This is a genomic window from Candidatus Desulfatibia sp., assembly GCF_036446775.1.
GTDB lineage: Bacteria > Desulfobacterota > Desulfobacteria > Desulfobacterales > UBA11574 > Desulfatibia_A.
This window is the reverse complement of sequence record NZ_JAZFTO010000371.1, coordinates 1-2,133: the sequence shown is the minus strand read 5'-3', so window position 1 is coordinate 2,133 and position 2,133 is coordinate 1. Positions and strand designations below refer to the sequence as shown.

Genomic DNA, 2,133 nt, shown 5'->3' with positions numbered 1-2,133 from the left:
CCTGATTGGATATATTTCTTCATTGATATTGTTAGGCACCCTGTTCTGGCTCGGGCAAAAGACTTTCAAACCAGCCGTTGTACCGCTGGTCATCATGGCACTAATGACCGGCTTGACTTATTATTCGGGAATGGTTGTAGGAACGAAGGCAAGGGCGATAAAAACCGAGATTCGCGAAACGTTGGACGAAGTAAAAAAAGAGGATCTGACAAAATCGTTCAAAAAAATTGGTAACGTTCAAAAGTTGTGGCATCCTGTAATTTGGACTGAAGCGATTTGAATATTAAAATACCCTCTGATCCCGAGTTTCTTCTTCCAGTATTTTTTCCATTCATCTCTTGAATACTGTCTGATCATGATCATTTTGGAAATGTTTGTAACGGCCTTATCCGACCATCCCCAGGCGATCTTTTTGAGACGGCGACCGATCTCTCTGAAGACTCTTTCCAGCAAAGAGGTCGTCTTCGGAGCAATTACCCCTGTCTCCAACCATAGTTCTACGTTGCTAAAAAGACGATTTGAAAGCTTCTCCAGGTAGGTTGCCCCATGATCGTAGCCTTTTGCATAAAACGTTTTTATCAATTCCTGTATCTCTGTCTTGCTCGTTTCGTACTTATTTCTTACCTGCGCTTTGTCTTCTTCTTTGAGTATCTCAAAATCTCCTTCGGGAAGCTCTATGCCTATAAGCTGCTTCATCTTGTCCGTATAAGGTTGAGACCCTTTCTTCTTCAACCCATCCTGCCAGAGGGAATGATAAAACCCTCTGGGACCATGCCAGGTACATCTTTGAGACTCTGCTACATCGGCCAAAAAATCATCCAGCCCGGGCTCGCCATCATAAACAAAGGGAATGTTGTATTGATCCGTTTCCTTTATTCGATGTTTGATACGCTGCTCCACCTCCGGCCAAGGGGTGTTGACAAAGCATCCAAGAGGCTTGACACGACCCCCCTTCGTAATGCCGATAACCGCCCTCAACTCCCCTTTGTTGCCGCCTTTTTGCTTTACTCCGGTGCCATCCGCCATGATGGCAGACAAACCTTCGGTAGAAACCGTCTCCTGAAATGTCTCGCCGATATCACTGCCAACGACAATATTATGAATGCCTCCAAGGGAGATATCAATCGATCTTCCGTCAATCAACCTACGGTAGTTGGTGTCTATGACAGATTCAATCACCTCATGCTCAAAATTCGTCTCTTTGCGAGCATACGGCTCTATGTCCAAAGCCGTCAGAAGTGGAGAATAACGAGCGCCGCACCGGCAACATTCGACAACCCTCACAGACAGTTTGAGGCCACCGAATACTGTAGAAATATTCCGAGGCTCCTGACGATAACCTCGCTTTCGTACCTTACGCCCACGACAAAGTCGGTTTTCAGGTTCATTCTTCCTGATATGCCGCCCCAGTCCCTTCCTGTCTTTGCTGCCATAAACCTTTGTCTTGCTCAGCCTCTCCACAATGAGATCATCATAACTCATGAGTATCTTTTTCAAAACCTCCAGCATAAGAGCATCTCTGATCTCTTTCAGCCTATAGACGATCTCATTCAAATTGACTTTGCCTGTTGCAAGATTGAACCTTAATGTGATATGTATTTCTTGTTTCATCACGACCCTTTCTTTTGATTATGGTTTGTCAGATCCTAATCATAGAAAGTGGTCGTGATTTATTCAATCCCTTATTTGCCACAACTTTTGAACGTTACCAATGATTTACTATTCACTCTTTGTTTTCCGTTTTTCCAGGATCACACGGTGGGGAGTCTTTGCCGTTATTGTCATTCTTTATTATCCGATCATCCCCGGATTCTCATGGACGTCCATGAGAATGGCCCTGGGAATCCTCTCCATCGCGCTCTATCTCCACTATGTTACGACCCTGAAAATCACGCCCCTGATCCTATCCGGAACCGTTTCAGCCATCGCCCTCTTTACCAGCCAGGAAATCGGCGCTTCCGCATTTCTCTCCATCGGCACAGGAATGATACTTCTGGGATGGAAAAATCTTTCTTTCAAAAGAGTTTTTTTTCAGGCTGGATTTTATATATCAGGAATCATCCCCATATGCGCTATGGTCTTCCTCTTCTTTTATCTTCAGAACAGCCTGGCTGATTTCCTGACCGGCTTTGT

General features: G+C 44.9%; 3 protein-coding genes. 2 read left to right on the top strand and 1 reads right to left on the bottom strand.

Annotated features, from left to right (window positions below; translation table 11 throughout):
• A partial coding sequence (locus tag V3S16_RS16860; protein WP_413887056.1) for a hypothetical protein occupies positions 1-280 on the top strand: 280 nt, incomplete at its 5' end.
• Here V3S16_RS16860 and V3S16_RS16855 read toward each other — a convergent pair.
• Positions 238-1,611, bottom strand: coding sequence for an ISH6 family transposase (locus tag V3S16_RS16855; RefSeq protein ID WP_413887054.1), 1,374 nt, complete (start codon positions 1,609-1,611; stop codon positions 238-240). The genes V3S16_RS16860 and V3S16_RS16855 overlap by 43 nt on opposite strands.
• A 100-nt stretch (positions 1,612-1,711) precedes the next feature.
• Between V3S16_RS16855 and V3S16_RS16850 the strand changes: the two genes are divergently transcribed.
• Positions 1,712-2,133 (top strand): hypothetical protein (locus V3S16_RS16850; protein ID WP_413887052.1); only part of this gene is annotated, 422 nt, incomplete at its 3' end.

What these genes read in the sequence shown, in the direction of transcription:
- V3S16_RS16855 (WP_413887054.1), bottom strand. Translation starts at nt 1,611, where the DNA reads ATGAAACAAGAAATACATATCACATTAAGGTTCAATCTTGCAACAGGC.